Consider the following 15,569-nt stretch of genomic DNA (forward strand, 5'->3'; position numbering starts at 1 on the left):
AGCGATGTCAGCCATACCCATTGGTGCACCTGGGTGACCAGAGTTAGCTTGTTGAACACCGTCCATGCTCAGCGCACGGATTGCATTGGCAAGGGTTTTACGTTCCATCTTGGGCTTACCTTGTTAAATCGAAGTTATCAGACCGGGAATTTTCAGCCGGATCATATAAGAAATAAGAAAGCGGCAATAGTGCCGCTTTCAGAAAAGTGATTTGACGCTTACAGACGCTCGCGGATCATGACTTCAAGTTTGCCTTGGTCAACCGCGAAATTACGGATGCCTTCGGCCAGTTTCTCTACTGCCATTGGGTCCATGTTGTGTTCCCACAGGAACTCAGCGTGAGACATTGCTGCTGGGCGGTCTTTCACTTCCACGTCGTCTTGCAGTTTTTGTACGACTTCGCCTTCAGCGTCAGACAGCTCTTGCAGAAGCTGCGGGCTGATAGTCAGGCGGTCACAACCTGCAAGTTCAAGGATTTCACCGATGTTACGGAAGCTTGCGCCCATAACAACTGTGTTGTAGCCGTGCTCTTTGTAGTAGTTGTAGATGTTGGTTACAGACAGCACGCCTGGATCTTCTGTTGGTTCAAAGTCACGACCTTCTTGCGCTTTGTACCAGTCCATGATGCGGCCTACAAAAGGAGAGATGAGGTAAACACCTGCTTCTGCACATGCACGCGCTTGAGCGAATGAGAACAGAAGCGTCAGGTTACAGTTGATACCTTCTTTTTCCAGCACTTCAGCCGCGCGGATGCCTTCCCACGTAGATGCCAGTTTGATCAGAATACGATCGTTGCTGATACCTGCTTCGTTGTACATGCTGATCAGCTTGCGTGCTTTTGCCACGCTGCCTTCGAAATCGTAAGAAAGACGTGCATCAACTTCGGTAGAGATACGGCCTGGAATCACTTTCAGGATTTCTTTACCAATGTTCACTGCCAGACGATCACCTGCGTCTGCAACTTGCAGTTCGATGTCGTCACTTTTTGATTTTGCGTATGCGATAGCGTCATCAATCAGTGGCGCGTATTGCGGGATTTCGGCAGCTTTAAGAATCAGAGAAGGGTTAGTGGTTGCATCTTGTGGTTGGTACTTCGCGATAGCATCGATATCACCAGTATCCGCAACAACAGTCGTGAGCTTGCGTAGTTGTTCAAGTTTAGTGCTCATCTTCAGAACCTTTTGTAGAGAGTTTCACTTTGGTCGCGTGGCAACCTGATGCTGCTTCAGGTTCGAATTGTTCACAAACATGGTGTTTTTGCATGAGTTGAACAAATGCGACATACCTGAGCAAATGATATGGTCATGTTTGTGTTTTTCCGCGATAAAGTCAACGGCTGGATCTAAGATTTTTTCCCCAGATCTCACCGCTCTTGACCTTATTTTCAAATTCTGCTCAGCGCGCTGTTAACGGGATTTTGCTGTTACAAATGTTCAGTCACTTAAACGATTGTTCAGCGTCCACCATATTAAGTAATGCCATGGCACAACTTGCACTTGTGGCAAGCACGTCAATGGTGCCTGTTTTCAATGCTCCGAGGATAGAAAGTGCCTTGCGGCTTTCACTTGCCATGGCAATAACATTGGGAATTCTCGCCAAATCAATCATTTCCAGTCCAACAACACGGTCGCGCATCAGAGTATTGGCGCGGCTGCCATCCAATTTAAAGAAGTCAAAACCACCGATGTCGCCCACAATGCCGTCGTTAATACGTGCTTCTACAAACTCTTTCGCTGAGAAACAACCAAGTTTCACCATATGGCTGTTCTCATCCATGTCACCAATACCCACTAGCGCGAACTCCGCCTTTCTCGCCTGACTGAGTGTTTCTGCGATGTTTGGATGATGAATAAAGACATCTCTGATCGCGGGTGTGTCGACATAGGCAGGGGCGTACAAGGTTTCACTGGAGCCCCCAAATTTCTTCGCCAAACGGCGGCAAATGTGGTCAGCATTGATGATGTCACCGCTTCGGTGTGTACCGCCAATGGCACAAACAAAGCGGGCATTGCGATGTGAGACAAGCCCCGGGTGATCGGCAATGGCGGCGACGTTTTGGCCCTGACCAACCGCGACGACCATGCCATCTTGCAAGCTGCCGTCCAAAAACGAAGAGACAAGGGTTGCCACTTGGGTACGTTGCTCTTGAACGCTTGGCTGGTCGAGCGCAATCAATGCGCGCTTTAAGTTGAACCGCTCCATTAATCTTTGTTCGAGTTGCGCACTGTGCACAGGGTGAAACTTCACAGAGATTTCAACGATGCCTTCTTCACGCGCGCGGCGTAGCAATCGGCTTACTTTGGCGCGGCTTATGCCAAACTTCTTGGAGATTTCTTCCTGCGTGGTGTTCTGTTGATAGTAAAGAATTGCTATTTCAGTCAATAGGTTAGTGTCATCCAATAGACTTTCGAAATTGCTGCTCAGTGCGCGGGTCGTGATCATCATGCTTCTCGGCTAGGGTTATCTGCGAGAGTTTACTCGTTTTCCAAACAATGAACAAATGTTCGGAATAAATACATTTGTTCACGTATCGCGTGCTGATCGAGTATGAATATTTGGCGAATAAAAGTGATCTGTGTTTGAAAAAGTAGCCACTCGTAACTAAGTTGATATTGATTGAAACAGTAATGTTAACGGCATTTTCTCTTTATTTTCGGTGAGATGTTCTCTTCTCGAGTTGGCTTATGGAAAAAATTTTTCAAAGTTTTGTGTATTTGCGCACACATTCGACGTTTGTTCGTCATATGAAAAGGCATGACGTATGAGGAATGTGTCCTTGGTGCCGAATAAAACGCTCTGGGTTACGGCGTCTCTGCTTTTGGTTATCCTCTTTGGGTTAACCTCTGCGCGCTTCTCGTCATTTTTTCCGGCCTTGTCATCGCAAAGCGAGAGTCTGAAAGCGAAATACAGCTATTTCATCGACAATAGCAACAGCCATATCCTGAGCTATGTAATTGGCTCTGCGATTTTCCGAAATATCGATGATCCCTCTGAAATCCCTTGGACCATCGGTCAAAAGTCTTACTGGGTCAAAGTTGAATTGCAAAACATCGCGGACGAGCACAAGCACCACGTTCTTTACTTCGACACGCCACTGATAGACAGGCTCAACATCTATATGTATTCATCAGGTGGTGTGTTGGTGAAACAGTGGTGGCTGGGTGACAGTGCGCAGCGTGGCTATGAAATGGGCGACATGCCGCCAGCGGTGCATTTTCAGCTAGACATTGGCGAACGTGCGACCATGTATTTGCAGGTGAGCACAACGGGCATTCCAGTGATGCCCATTTGGCTCTTGGATCAACAAGAGTTTCATCAAGTCACCCAACTGCTGCATTTAGTATGGGGCGGCTTTGTCGCCATCTTGGGTATTGTGGCGGTGTATACCTTCGCAGTCTTTGTCGCGCTCAAAGAGAGAGTTTATCTGGTTTACGCCGCCTACGTCGTAACCGCGATTGTTCAATTGGGGGCATTGCATGGGTTTGGTGCCTATCTCTTCCCTTCAGCGGTGCAGTCCTTCTTTAGTAAAAATCTGGTTGCGCTGACCTTTGGCCTATTCATTCTTTCTTTATTATTCGCTCATCTCTATTTGCGGGTACATAAAACTCCGAGTCTACTGCGTCAGGTCGTTCACTATGGCTTGATGGTGCTCAGCGGGTTGATGTTGGTATCGCTATTTTTACCTGAGCATATCTCGGGCACTTTCTTGATTGCCGTTCAACCGCTTTTCTACGGGCTCATTGGCACCATTGTGTGGCGCAGATGGCGACTTGGTAAAAACTGGGGCCGGATGTTCATGGTCTCTTGGGTGCCGCTCATCATTGCGGGCGTATTTCCGCCACTGCTGGCGTTGGGGGTTATTGAATACACCTTGACGACACGCTACGCCTTTATGATGGGTACTGTGCTCGCTGTGTTCTTTATGGCGTTGGCTCTCGCCGAGCGTTTTCGTCAGCAACGCCAAGATTCAGTGTTCCAACTTACCCATGATGTGGTTTCTCAACTGCCTAATCTCAATGTGTTGAGCCTTGTGGTAGACAGGCTTGTCGACAAAGCGACACCTTTTACGCTGTGCTGTTTCCAAGTTGACCGATTCGAAAGTCTGTCGCCTTACATGTCGGCAGATGAAAAGGCACGATTCGTGAACGCGATTTGTGAACGGCTCACTCGCGCTCTCGACAGCGACGATGTCCATGAGCTGGAGCGTGGCTACAAGGTCATGCATCGCGTGGCGTGTATTAAAGAAGGGAGCTTCGGCTTTATCGTTCTGTCCGCGGTGGAAGAAGACGTTTCCCTCTTTGTCTCTAGCGTGATTGATGAAGTAGAAGGTTACATCGAGCTGAACAACTACAGTATTCGAGCGCAGGGCACCGTCGGTATGAGCCTGTTCCCGAAAGATGGCAGTCAGTCTGACGTCCTTATCAACAAAGCCCTGCAGGCGGTGACAGAGACCTCTCCGCTTGAGAAGAAAGTTAACACCTACGATTGTCTGGATAACTTCAACCGCACCTTGAACATGTCACTTGTGGCTGACTTGAAAAAGGCGATTGAGAACGACGAACTCTCGTTGTATCACCAACCACAGGTCGATTTGCGTACAGGCACCATTCACGGTTCAGAAGTCCTGTTGCGGTGGGAGCATCCGAAATACGGTCACATTTCGCCAGAAGTGTTTGTGAAGTTGGCGGAGGAAGTTGGCTTAATTAATGACCTGACGATGTGGGTAATCAAGCGCGCCTTCTACCAACAGAGCAAGCTGATTGAGATGGGCTTTAGCCGCCGTTTGTCTATCAATGTGAGCGCGTCTGATATTGCTATCCCAAATCTTGTCGACAGGATTTGTGACTTTGCCAATAACTACAGAGTGCCAACCGGATTGCTGTCACTTGAATTGACAGAATCCACCATGGTGTCTGACTACGACAGGCTGCATGAGGTGATCGAGAAGTTGTCTCAATTCGATATTGAGGTTTCTATCGATGACTACGGAACAGGGTATTCCTCGCTGACCTACTTGTCGCAATTGCAGTTTACGGAGTTGAAGATAGACAGAGGCTTTATTCAATCGCTCACCAGCAGCCCTCGTCAGCAGAACATTGTGCGTGCGACGACCGAAATGGCGAAATCACTGGGTTTGATGGTGGTGGCTGAAGGGGTGGAAGACCTTGAAACCGTCTCTGTGCTCAAACGCTATGGGGTCGATATCGCGCAAGGCTATCACTATTCTCGACCCCTAAGTTTCAGCCAGTATTTGATCTACTTGAAGCGCACGTGCACGCAAATGCCTGCGCCAGCAAATCGTATCCGCCGAGATTCTCAGTCCGGGTAATAAATGGCACCGAGTCGACATTGTCGGCTCGCGCCCGTTACTTCAGAAAGGTTCCCCGGCTTTCCTTCGATCGCTTGTTTGGCCAGCCATGCGAAGGCGAGTGCTTCCATGGAGTCGCCATCGACGCCACGTTCATCGGTTGTCAAAACCTTCCAAGTAGGCAATGCAGCTTGCATTGCGCTCATAAGAGCAATGTTTTGCGCCCCGCCACCACAGACAAGCAGTTCACCTGCCGTGTACTTGGCGACATCATTTGCTATGGATTGTGCGGTAAGTGCAAGCAGGGTCGCTTGCACGTCCTCCTCGTTGAGATCTTCTCCGAACATGTCGAGTTGCTGACGAAGCCAGCCTGCGTGGAAGAGCTCGCGTCCCGTACTCTTTGGTGCAACGCGTGCGAAATAAGGCTCAGACAGCATTTGATTTAATAGCTGGGTATTTACCGTACCTGAAGCTGCCCATAAACCGTCTTTGTCATAACCTTGCCCTTTATGCTGTTTGATCCAGCTATCCATCAACATGTTGCCTGGACCCGTGTCATAGCCAATCACTGGCTTGTTTGGCTCTAAGACAGAAATGTTGGCAATACCGCCAATGTTGAGGATCACGCGGCAAAGGTGTGGGTCGGAAAATAGCCCTTTGTGGAATGCGGGCACCAATGGCGCGCCTTGTCCGCCCAATGCCATGTCTTTACGGCGAAAATCTGCAACGGTTGTGATACCCGTTTGCGCGGCGATGATGTTTGCATCACCTAGCTGCATAGTGAAGCGCATGTCACCATCTGGCTTATGGAAAACGGTTTGACCGTGGCAGCCAATCGCGGTGACAGATGCTGGCGGCAATTGATGCTCATCCAAGAAGCGATTGACCGCATTGGCGTAAGTAACGCCAAGGAAATGGTCAATCGTGCCAACCTCTTCCAATGTCACTGGTGCGCCTTGGCTAAGGGAAATCAGCTTTTCTACGAGCTCGGCAGGAAAGGGATACATTGACTGGTGCAGAACACGAATGTCGTCGCCAGAAAATTCAGCCGCGACCATATCAATACCATCCAAGCTGGTACCGCTCATAATGCCTATGTAAATGCTCACAATTTCACCTCAAAATTGGCGTCTTTATGCGGGTAAGTTTCTCATAGGATTAGCATTTCCAATATCAATTTATACTGCACTCTTTCTAGAGTGTGCGACTCAACGTAATATGTCGCGTAGATTTAAGAAATGACAGGAGAGCACCATGGGCCCACTGTGGCTTGACCTTACCGGTTGTGAGCTGGACGCTGAAGAACGAGAACTACTTGAACACCCTTTGATTGGTGGCGTCATCCACTTTGCTCGTAACTATCACGACAGTGAACAGCTTGCTGCATTGAACAAAGCGATAAGAAAAGCAGCAAAACGCCCGATCCTGATTGGTGTTGACCAAGAAGGTGGCCGCGTTCAGCGTTTTAGAGAGCAATTCAGCATTATTCCGCCAGCCCAATCGTTCGCAATGATGGACAACGGTGAGCAGTTTGCCCGTGAGTCAGGCTGGCTGATGGCAGCTGAGTTGATTGCGCATGACTTTGATTTGAGCTTTGCTCCTGTTCTGGATCGCGGATTCGATTGTAAGGCGATTGGCAGCCGCGCATTTGGCGACGACAACGACACTGTGCTGCGTTATTCGACCGCGTATATGCAGGGCATGAAAGACGTTGGTATGGCAACGACCGGCAAACACTTCCCTGGGCACGGTGCGGTGCTGGCGGACTCGCATTTTGAAAGCCCTATCGATGATAGAACAAGTCTGTTTGAGCAAGACATGGCGATATTCAAAGCGCAGATTGATGCAGGCATACTCGATGCGATGATGCCTGCACATGTTATCTATCCGCACTTCGACGACCTGCCAGCCAGTGGTTCGCCATATTGGCTGAAAGACATTTTGCGAAACAAGCTTGGCTTTAAAGGCATTGTGTTCTCGGATGACCTCTCCATGGAAGGCGCGACTGTTATGGGAGGGCCTGCTGAGCGTTGTCGTCAAGCGTTGGCAGCGGGCTGTGACATGCTTTTGCTGTGTAATAACCGTCAATCGACAATTGAAGCGATTGATGGCCTTTCTATTACAGAAGTGCCACAAGCCGCATCGTTGGCAAAACGTCAGTCTTTCAGCGTGAAAGAGCTTAAAGCGACCGAAAAATGGAAAGAAATCAGCAAGCGAATTGAAGCCTACAATGCTGAATGGCAAGAACGTCAGGCGTAGTAGGCGTTTTTGAATGATGAAAGGAAAGGCAAGGTGAATACCTTGCCTTTTTTAATTGCAGGTTTCGTCGCGGCAACATTCGTCGCGTAGAAACGCGAGTACGCCTTCTAACTGGTCATATTCTGGGGTGCAATAAAGCACGCGACCTTCACGACGCTGGGTGATAAGACCCGCAGACATCAGACTGGATAGATGGTGTGACAGTGTCGAGCCCGGAATCCCCAGTTCTTCTTGTACAACACCTACAGCAATGCCGTTGTGTCCGGCCTTAACGAGACGTTTGAATATCGTTAGGCGAGTAGGATGCCCAAGTTCCTTCAGTGCCTTAGCGACGGATTCTATGTTCATGGTGTGTTCTCTTAATACATCTGATTTCGATATTACCAGAATTAACCAATTACGCACGCTCAACGCAAAGTTTCTTGCTGAGTCGAGGGGGGCAGCGCGCATGGGTGTTGGGGAGAAACGCAAAACGCTCGCTATACACATTAGGTCTTTGCCTTGGGCAAGGGTGTATCGACGAGCGTTTGGATTAGTCAGCGAATGCTGTGAGTTCGATTTTAATGCTTTGCGGTATTAATCGAATGGGTAGTCCTCGTGGGTAGGACGACCAGAACGCGGCTTACGACGCTTTCTGTCTCGTTGAGGTCTATCGCTATATTCATCATTGAATTTAGAGTGAAATTTCTCTTTTTTGTTTGTGTCGTTTTTCAGCCACTGATCCCACTTGGCCATCGTATTTACCCTGTTCGTTTAACTGTTGTGTAAAGAAAACTATTAGGTGTTTCAATGCGACTATATTTCATTAATGCATTACCCGCAGAAATATAGCTCACGCTCCATGTCAATTTCATGAACTTTTATTGGCATCAGTGTGATACCGCAGTCGGCTCAAGCATAAGCTCAGCGCGATGATTAAATAAAACGAAAAAATTCGTCCTTTGTGATTAGAAAAATAGATGAAGAATGAAAAAACATAGACAGTTCCATTTTGGCTTCACTTTCGCTACAGAAATGTTGCTGTGGTGTAAGCGGGTAGCGGCTTGCAGCCGAAAAACTGCGATCAGTACCGCGGTTGAAAAATGAATGATGACCGTTTTCACATTGTTACAATGATTTACGCATTACGTACTCGACCTCTCCGTATTTATTGACTATTTTGGCTTATAAATGAGATAGGAAATAGGTGTTCAAAAGCTCGACAGAACTTAAAAACGTCGCTATAAAGCGCGTGAAGCATTAATTTTCTTTATCGTCAGATTAACAATATTTTGCTTTACACCTTAATGGTTTAATGAAAAATATTGCGCAAATTTGTTAAGGAGCTAAATAATGTTTAGTGGTCAAAAGTTTTTTGATGACAAGCATTTTCCAAAAGGTTTCGCTCGTTCCGGCTATTTCACCATCAAGGAAGCGCAACTTTTGGAAACCAGTGGCCGTACTATGAAAGCCTTGTTTGAAGGTACGATGGTTCCACAAGATGAAGAACAGCAGAAGTTTGTTGATGAAGTGAACGGTCGCCGTGCTGCTGAATCACAATACGCTCTATGTTGGTTGAAGTATTTGAAAGAGATCAACCACAAGCACGTTGTATACAACCTGTGCTCGACATCTCGTAACGGTGCTGCTGAAGATTACTCAGAAGCTGAAGCTGACGAATAATCGGCTGAAAATGCGGAAAAAAAGCGAACAAATTGTTCGCTTTTTTTATTTCTGCTCTAAGCAAAAACGCCTATTTAGCTCAATAAATCAGCCAGTGAATAGGGCTTGCGAGCCAGTCCCAACGCTTGTGCCGGAGTAATGCCATTGCTGTCTTGATGACACAGGTTGTTCCAAGCGCGATAGATATCCAAAAGCGGTAGCAAACCACCTGGACGCAGACGACGCCTTGGCTCATCGATAACGCTTTTAAAGCATTGATGGAATCGAGATTGGTATCTTTCCAGTTGTTCGGTAGACGCACACTCCAGCCAATGTCGCTCGTTATCCGTTTCTCGCCCTAAGTGGCAAATCGCTTTATTGCCTTCTCCACTTTTCGTAAATGCCCATCTGTCTCTCCACCAACTTAACAGCATGATATCAACAGGGGCACTCTCATCTGGTTTGTGCCAATAGGCATTCTGTACCACATACACAGGGTGGCAGGATTTTCCAAGCATTCTGTCTTTGAACACAGAGACCACCGCAGAGCGAAGAAGCGGCTCCTGAGGTAGATACAGCGTGACGGTTTCCCAGTGAGCGGTTGCTTCGACAAGACGCATAAAATGGGCGTAGGTGGTGTATTGAGGGCGCACTAAACTGCCGACTGCAGGGTAGTTCACATCAATCGCTTTGGTAAACGGATCTTCAACGTTCTGGCGAGACAAGACGTCGCTGTATTTTGCATTGACCTTATCGAGTAACACCTGTGGTGTCGGAGCCGGCACTTCACTCGGAGCAACAAAATCATCAGGCATTAAACGGCTATGTTTCTGTGTGGCTGAGAATGTAACTGGCTTATCTTCATCGGCCGAGTAATTCAAGCTTTGCTGTAAGACATAGCCAAAGTTTGCATCGCCCGTTGCCAGCCAGTTGACCCCGTTTTTACTGTTGGGTTGTAAAGGCGCAATGGTTGCAGCTAAAGGTGTTGAATCGCAAAGCTGAACAAATCGCGCATCAACCGCCGCCAGTTTGTTGCGACAACGGAGCGCAATTTGCGCGAGGTGGTCGTAAAAGGTTTTGGGATTGATGGCGAGCTTGCGGCAGATTTCGCGTACGGCGTGCCCGGTAAAAACCAGACCAAGCAAGCGCTGTTGGATCTCTAGCTTAGGATTGGCATTCGACCATTTATCAACAAAGGTCGATTGGCATTCTTTACAGCGGTAACGCTGTTTTTCACCACTATAACCAAATGCGTGGTAGAGCTCGCGATGGGTCAACACGGGTTTGCCAAACGAAGAACAATCGTGATTTGAACACGCAGCAAGGTTTGCCGAGTCCTGCTGCTTGGTTCGAAAAACCTCTTCGAGCAACGCTCGGTTATCAAGGAGAGGAGGAAAGGCACCGCACTCACGGCAAACTAAGCCGGGACGAGACGGATCGGTTTCTTGAAGCAAGTAGTACTTCTTGTCACTCAACCCAAAGTTTCGACACGCCAATGTTTTACAATGATTCATTGAAGCTAAGCCAATCGTGCCACCAAAATCGATAGGTTGGAGAAGTAACTCCGTGCTGTCGATTTGGGTAGGTTGATGTGGTGTCAGCTTGCAACCGTTGAGTTTTAATCCATCTGCTGTCGACGTTAATTTACCTGGCGACACCAGTCCTCCTCGAAATTTATAATGCAAATGACTGTCAGGATGTTTTTGATAAACACCATACGGGCGTTCATCGAGAGCGTGGTGCTCTCTACTGACGGAAAGGGTATTCCCACTCCGTGAACGCTTCATTCCTTTTAGTACGCTCAGTGTTTAATGTTGGATTAAATCAATGAGTTTTAACGCTTTTTACTGTTCGTCGTTAAGAGAAAAAGCGCGCGACGATGGCGTGGTAAGCTTGACCGCCTAAGTAAATCCCCACTATTCCCATAATACCTGTGATAACGGGCGGTGCTGGCAGTGGCAGTTTGATAGCACTGAATAGAAAACCCACCAGTGCGCCAGCAAATAGGGCAAGGATAACGTCGCTCATTGTGTTTACTCTCTTCTACGTATCGCCCTTTAAAATCATCCTGTTGCGTAAAGGGCCAGTGATATTGTCTCTCTCTGTGATGCCTTTGTTTTTTTATTTAGGCATTCTGTTCATTTTTGTTAGTGCGATTAGTCTAAGTAAACTGCAAATGCGTGCGAGGGATCTCGGTCACAATGATGGGATCGTTTTTTGGATTATACGTGATAGTAACTAAAAGTGTTGAAAGTGAGGTTATAGCGTATTCATTTGTTTGCATAATTTTGGCGTGAGCACAAAAAAAGCACCACTGAAAAGGGTGCTTTTTGTTGAGGATTGCGAAGGCAACTATTTGATAACTTTGATATCGACCTTCTTACCCAGCGACATCGCCAGATTGTTGTCGTAGTACGCCGCTTCATTGATGAAATGCGGGTAGGCTTCGTAGTCACCGTCCCAGCAGATCTCTTGTCCATCAAACAGGGTGTAGATAGGGTCACCGTTTCGCAGCGGTGTAAAGTCTGCATCTTGAACGTTTTTGTGCACCATGCCGATGCGCTCACCCTTCTCGTCTTCAGGTAGTTTCAGCGTTTCTGTATAGCGGTATGCGGAAATCGTGTCTGGCAGCTCAGGTACGTTGTTATTGTTGTACAGCTCGACGAAATCGAGGATGTGAAGCGTCATTTCTTCCATCCAATCCAACACATCTTGGCGGATCACTGACTGAGGCTGAGGACCTACTTCGATGATGATACCTTGCTCTGCAATCGAGCACAGGAAGTAGTGCTCTTCTACCGAGCAGTGATCCTCAAAGAGGATAACCGCATCATCCATGCGCTCTGCGACATAGGCAGCAAGCTGTGTGTTGAAAGCATCAGATTTCAGCAAAATCAGCGTTGGGCCCATGTTGCTGGTGGTGTTGTGAAGATCGATGATGAGATCGGTACGCGCGTTACCCTTCGGGCCAAGTTGCAAATTGATCGCTTTGGCGCGGCTTTGCTCGTAATTTCCAAGCTCAGGGTTGGCAAGATCGTGAAGAAGAAACTGACGGTTCAGGTCGCAGTCTAAATAGCGCTTGTTGTCACGATGCGCGTTTGGGTTGCCAAAAAGGGTTTCTGTTTCGAAAGTAGGGCGGCTGATGGTCGCAGGCGTCGCTTGCCATTTTTTCAAAAGATAAACGCCACTAAATTCATTTCCGTGGGTGCCGCCAACAATGGCTACCCGATTAAAAGTCTTCATCCTTGTCCTCTCCTGATAGACGAACAGTCAATATATCAGGGAGGTAGGCATTCCCCAAGTGCTTAAAACATCATGAGGAATGCATAAGTTTTATCTATCGAACCAACGCTCTCCATAGGCGGATGAATAGTCAGGCTCGACGTCCGTTTTCAAGTCACTTTCTGCAATCAAAGGCCCGACAACTGTGCGGTAGGGCAATATGCCAGCCCAGACATCAAGCTTCATGTCAGCGAGGTCATCATTCACCCCGTGACGACCGATTTTTACGGAGGCTTCTTGTATTGGCATAACCAGCAATTCTGTCGCGGTTAGTTCTTTCTCATTGCCCGGTCTGGCTTCTTGGCTTCTGCCCGGTGCGATTTGCTCGAGAAACGCGTCCAATGCGACTGCCTTTTGCTGGTTGTCTTCAACGCGTTCGAATTGTCCAAACACCATTGCACAACGGTAATGAGCACTGTGGTGGAATGCCGATCTCGCTAGCACCCAGCCATCAAAAAGAGTGAAAGTCAGGCAGCAATCTTCACCTTTCTTCAAGTGCTTCATCAAAGGCTGTTCTTTGCGCCGTGAATATAGAGGTTATCGTCGATGCGCCATACCAACATTGGAATGACAGTTGGACCACGATGATCGTGAATGGCGACATGCGCCAGTTTTGATTCATCGATGATCACGTAGAGCGCTTCTTGATCTTTAACGCCTTTGTGCGCGGCTTTATTAAGCGTTGTTCGTGCCGTTGAACTGAGTGACATTGTTTGCTTCCCCTCATTGTCTGATTCCTTAACTTGAAATTTAAGACAAAGGTGGCACCTTATATAGAACCAATTTTTACAAGCTAATGGATCCAATATGCAGCCCATCGACATCGGAGACCTCGTGCTGGATGAAAGTGTCGGCTCAAAGCAGCAGTCGCTCTATCTCGCCATCCAATCAAAAATTCTTCGTGGCGAATGGAAAAACCAGGCGAGGTTACCAGCAACCCGTGTGTTGGCAGCGGAGATGGGGCTGAGTCGCAACACGGTAACGGCCGTTTATGAGCAGCTAAAGGCGGAAGGCTACATTGATAGCAAACCGGGCGCGGGCTATTTTGTGTTGCTGCACCCCGACTATTATTTGAATACACAAGCTGCGGCACTCGATTCGGCTGATTTAGACAAATCCGGTGAAACGGTGTTCAGTTCGAGTACGAGGAATAGACCGTTTTCGCCAGGTGTGCCCGACCTTGCCCACTTTCCTTATAAAAAATGGGCAAGACTGGTTCAAATCCAAATGCAGCGCGCAGTGTTAGCGGGGCAAAATGATATTCAGGGTAGTTTTGCGCTTCGCCAGGCGTTGAGTGAGTATCTCCTGACAAGCCGCTCAGTGGTCGCACCGGCGCATCGCATCATTATTACAACAGGCGCACAACAAGCCTTGTTTATCGCACTCAATGCCATTGTGAGACGTGGTGACAAAGTGCTGATGGAAAATCCGGGTTATACCCAAATGCGCAAGGTGCTGCAGCAATCAGGTGCGAACGTTTCTTACTTTTCTCTCGCAAGCCAATTCAACGATGATTTATCGATGTTGGATAACTTCAACGGAAAAGCTCTATATCTCACGCCCAGCAATCAATACCCGATGGGGCATAGTATCGATACACAAGCGAGAATGCGTTGCATTGAGTGGGCAGTGAAAACCGGCGGTTGGATCATTGAGGATGACTACGACAGTGAATTTCAGTTCGCCAATCGTCCTTACCCGTCTTTACAAGGGTTGGCGACTCAACTGCAGGGTGAAAGGGCAAATGTTATCTACATTGGCACCTTTGGAAAGGCGTTTGTACCGGGTATTCGTGTTGGCTACATGGCGGTGCCAGACGGTCTTGTGGACGCCTGTTTATCACTGAAAGACGCGACCACCGGGTGCTCCCCCGTTCACATTGAGGAAGCCTTGGCCGAGTTCATTAAGCCGGGTGATTATCTTCGTCACATTAAGAAGATGCGCCACCTTTACCAGCAAAAGCACACCAAATTTGTGGCATGTTTATCTTCCGTGTATGGCGGGAATATCGATGTTGTAAGCCAACCCGCGGGGCTACATGTGACGTTTAGATGGCAAGGTGGTCCAGATGCGTATTGGGTCAAAAATGCACTGGCGGACAAGGGATTTACCCTCCGTACCTTGGATTACTATTGCGATGAGGAATCCCTGCACCAGATGCCAGAATGGATACATCGTTGTCTGGTGGCAGGGATAGGCAATAGCTCGCTGAATGACATTGAAGAAGGGCTACTCGCACTGAGCGATGTTTTTAAAGCGTTTGGCTAAGACACCCTAAGAACATGGGGATGAGCTGCGTTGGCATGCTCATGGTAGATATCGCCAAGGTAAGTGAGAAGCTCGTTTTCTGTCATCTCATTGGGAATAACAACATCATAAACACGCACTCGCATCGCTGTTGGCGACTCTTTGAAGAGTTGCCACTCATCCCCAATGCGTCGCACACTCATCAACTGGCCGAACACATTGAAAACCACCTCAATCCACCAGCTCAATGTTGAGGCTCTCTAGCAAAGCCAGTGCTTCATAGCGTGAGAAGGTTGCACCTTTGAGGTTGTTTTCTAACACATTGATTGAGAAATTGTGTGAATCGGTAAAATCGGTTTCAGACAAGTTTGTTCGCATAAACAAGCTATTGGAAAAATCACAATTAGTGAGGGTGGAACTAGCAAAATCCCCATCACGAAAGTCGACATCATGAAGCTTACAATCTGTGCAGTTAAGCTCATTTAAGGTCAACCCAAAGAAGCTGGAATCTGTGAGGATGCAGTTTTTGAATCTCATCTCGGCATCTTTTCGATAGGCTGGCCAATCTGCCATTGTCCAATCAATTCCCACAAGTTTAGATTCCTCAAAATCCAGCTCAGTGAGCCTTGAGAAAGGAAACTTTGCCATGCTGAGGTTACAGCGTCGGAAAGTGCAATTGATGAACTTGCAGTCACGAAAAACCGTGCCTGTAAATTGGCAATCTCGAAACTCACACTCTTCAAATTCAATACCCGTGAAATTGGCTTCTTGAAGGGTTAGCTTTGAAAACACTTCATCGTAATACTGCTCGCCATTTTCAATGCTTACCACG

General features: G+C 47.8%; 15 protein-coding genes and 1 pseudogene. 4 read left to right on the plus strand and 12 right to left on the minus strand.

The features are described from left to right. The 3 genes from ATN88_RS19415 to ATN88_RS19425 all read right to left on the minus strand — a co-directional run. Positions 1 to 108 (minus strand): hypothetical protein (locus ATN88_RS19415; protein ID WP_157490773.1); only part of this gene is annotated, 108 nt, incomplete at its 3' end. Between the two features lie 110 nt (positions 109 to 218). After that, positions 219 to 1,169: a transaldolase gene (gene tal, locus ATN88_RS19420; RefSeq protein WP_067419318.1), complete on the minus strand. Its 951-nt coding sequence runs from the start codon at positions 1,167 to 1,169 to the stop codon at positions 219 to 221. A gap of 268 nt (positions 1,170 to 1,437) precedes the next feature. Further along, positions 1,438 to 2,442, minus strand: coding sequence for a sugar-binding transcriptional regulator (locus ATN88_RS19425; protein ID WP_067419379.1), 1,005 nt, complete (start codon positions 2,440 to 2,442; stop codon positions 1,438 to 1,440). Between the two features lie 319 nt (positions 2,443 to 2,761). Between ATN88_RS19425 and ATN88_RS19430 the strand changes: the two genes are divergently transcribed. Beyond that, positions 2,762 to 5,329 (plus strand): EAL domain-containing protein, encoded by a 2,568-nt coding sequence (locus tag ATN88_RS19430; RefSeq protein WP_067419319.1) that lies wholly within the window; start codon positions 2,762 to 2,764, stop codon positions 5,327 to 5,329. Here ATN88_RS19430 and ATN88_RS19435 read toward each other — a convergent pair. Beyond that, a complete protein-coding gene (locus tag ATN88_RS19435; RefSeq protein WP_083539546.1) occupies positions 5,317 to 6,411 on the minus strand; it encodes an anhydro-N-acetylmuramic acid kinase in 1,095 nt (364 codons plus the stop codon). The genes ATN88_RS19430 and ATN88_RS19435 overlap by 13 nt on opposite strands. A gap of 151 nt (positions 6,412 to 6,562) precedes the next feature. Here ATN88_RS19435 and nagZ point away from each other — a divergent pair, with 151 nt between their 5' ends. Next, positions 6,563 to 7,567, plus strand: a complete 1,005-nt coding sequence (gene nagZ / locus ATN88_RS19440) for a beta-N-acetylhexosaminidase (RefSeq protein WP_067419321.1) — start codon at positions 6,563 to 6,565, stop codon at positions 7,565 to 7,567. Between the two features lie 51 nt (positions 7,568 to 7,618). Here the strand turns inward: nagZ and ATN88_RS19445 are convergent, their stop codons facing one another. Beyond that, positions 7,619 to 7,915, minus strand: coding sequence for an ArsR/SmtB family transcription factor (locus ATN88_RS19445; protein ID WP_067419322.1), 297 nt, complete (start codon positions 7,913 to 7,915; stop codon positions 7,619 to 7,621). Between the two features lie 228 nt (positions 7,916 to 8,143). Next, positions 8,144 to 8,302 carry a hypothetical protein gene (locus ATN88_RS26215; RefSeq protein WP_198158422.1) on the minus strand — a complete coding sequence of 53 codons (159 nt, stop codon included), beginning with the start codon at positions 8,300 to 8,302 and terminating at the stop codon, positions 8,144 to 8,146. Positions 8,303 to 8,899: 597 nt separating this feature from the next. Between ATN88_RS26215 and maoP the strand changes: the two genes are divergently transcribed. Then, complete coding sequence (gene maoP / locus ATN88_RS19455) at positions 8,900 to 9,229, plus strand: DUF413 domain-containing protein (RefSeq protein WP_067419324.1); 330 nt, start codon at positions 8,900 to 8,902, stop codon at positions 9,227 to 9,229. A 74-nt stretch (positions 9,230 to 9,303) separates the two neighbouring features. On the opposite strand, the gene ATN88_RS19460 is transcribed toward maoP, so the two are convergent. The 4 genes and pseudogenes from ATN88_RS19460 to ATN88_RS19480 form a co-directional block, all read right to left on the minus strand. After that, positions 9,304 to 10,722 carry a lactate dehydrogenase gene (locus ATN88_RS19460; RefSeq protein ID WP_067419380.1) on the minus strand — a complete coding sequence of 473 codons (1,419 nt, stop codon included), beginning with the start codon at positions 10,720 to 10,722 and terminating at the stop codon, positions 9,304 to 9,306. A gap of 343 nt (positions 10,723 to 11,065) precedes the next feature. After that, positions 11,066 to 11,236 carry a XapX domain-containing protein gene (locus tag ATN88_RS19465; protein WP_067419325.1) on the minus strand — a complete coding sequence of 57 codons (171 nt, stop codon included), beginning with the start codon at positions 11,234 to 11,236 and terminating at the stop codon, positions 11,066 to 11,068. Between the two features lie 324 nt (positions 11,237 to 11,560). Then, positions 11,561 to 12,451 carry an aspartoacylase gene (locus ATN88_RS19475; RefSeq protein WP_067419327.1) on the minus strand — a complete coding sequence of 297 codons (891 nt, stop codon included), beginning with the start codon at positions 12,449 to 12,451 and terminating at the stop codon, positions 11,561 to 11,563. Positions 12,452 to 12,541: 90 nt separating this feature from the next. After that, a pseudogene (locus tag ATN88_RS19480) lies at positions 12,542 to 13,200 on the minus strand (pyridoxamine 5'-phosphate oxidase family protein). A 97-nt stretch (positions 13,201 to 13,297) separates the two neighbouring features. Here ATN88_RS19480 and pdxR point away from each other — a divergent pair. Then, the gene (pdxR, locus tag ATN88_RS19485) at positions 13,298 to 14,758 is read left to right on the plus strand and encodes a MocR-like pyridoxine biosynthesis transcription factor PdxR (protein WP_067419328.1); all 1,461 of its coding nucleotides are present in this window, start codon (positions 13,298 to 13,300) and stop codon (positions 14,756 to 14,758) included. Here pdxR and ATN88_RS19490 read toward each other — a convergent pair. After that, entirely contained in the window at positions 14,755 to 14,985 is a 231-nt protein-coding gene (locus tag ATN88_RS19490) for a DUF7661 family protein (RefSeq protein ID WP_232313429.1), read from the minus strand. The two genes, pdxR and ATN88_RS19490, sit on opposite strands and share 4 nt — an antisense overlap. Next, entirely contained in the window at positions 14,969 to 15,568 is a 600-nt protein-coding gene (locus ATN88_RS19495) for a pentapeptide repeat-containing protein (RefSeq protein WP_067419329.1), read from the minus strand. The genes ATN88_RS19490 and ATN88_RS19495 overlap by 17 nt, the downstream gene beginning before the upstream one ends. Position 15,569 lies beyond the last annotated feature (1 nt).

The sequence above is a fragment of the Enterovibrio coralii genome (assembly GCF_001559595.1).
GTDB classification, from domain to species: domain Bacteria; phylum Pseudomonadota; class Gammaproteobacteria; order Enterobacterales; family Vibrionaceae; genus Enterovibrio; species Enterovibrio coralii.